Source organism: Micromonospora echinofusca (assembly GCF_017614955.1).
In the GTDB taxonomy this organism is placed as follows: Bacteria; Actinomycetota; Actinomycetes; order Mycobacteriales; family Micromonosporaceae; genus Micromonospora; species Micromonospora echinofusca_A.
This window is the reverse complement of the sequence record NZ_WVUH01000708.1, coordinates 1-766: the sequence shown is the minus strand read 5'-3', so window position 1 is coordinate 766 and position 766 is coordinate 1. Positions and strand designations below refer to the sequence as shown.

At 68.8% G+C, this 766-nt stretch carries 1 protein-coding gene; it reads left to right on the top strand.

The features are described 5' to 3' along the window. Positions 1-445 (top strand): DUF4352 domain-containing protein (locus GSF22_RS34015; RefSeq protein WP_208817976.1); only part of this gene is annotated, 445 nt, incomplete at its 5' end. Between the last annotated feature and the right edge of the window lie 321 nt (positions 446-766).

Here is a 766-nt window from a genome sequence, read left to right as displayed (position 1 = left end):
GGGCACCGACACCCCGCCCCCGGCGACCGACGACGAGACCGAGAACATGGCGATCGGGGACACCCTGATCCTGACCAGCTCGGACGGGGACGAACTGCGGGTGACCGTGCAGAAGGTGACCACCCGCAAGACCGGTTGCCGGTCGTACGCGCCGGAGCCGGACAACGGCACCTACCTGGTGGCCGACGTGACGGTTGAGGTGGTGAAGGGCACCGGGTCGATCAACCCGCTCTACTTCAACTTCGTGGACTCCTCCGGCACCGAGGAGAACGGTCTCGGCGGCATCTTCGCCGGCTGCGGCACGGCGCTGTCCAGTGGTGTCGACCTGGCGGCCGGTACGAAGCGCAGCGGCACCGTGGTCTTCGACGTGAAGTCGGCCAAGGGGAAGATCGTCTACGCGGAACTGCTCGGCGGCAACGCCCGGGGCTCCTGGAAGGTCGGTTGATCCGACCTTCCTGACCGGTCGGTCGCCCGACCGCCGGCAGGATCGGGACGTCCCGGGACAACCGGGGCGCCCCGGCCCTGCCGGCGCCTGGCGGAGGTGCGGGACAGCTCACACCCTGGGACGTCGGTCCCGCTGACCGGCCGGACGCCCGTAGACTCCACCGCACAACTGAATACCTCATCCAGAGGGGCTGAGGTGGCCGACGTGACGGTTGAGGTGGTGAAGGGCACCGGGTCGATCAACCCGCTCTACTTCAACTTCGTGGACTCCTCCGGCACCGAGGAGAACGGTCTCGGCGGCATCTTCGCCGGCTGCGGCACG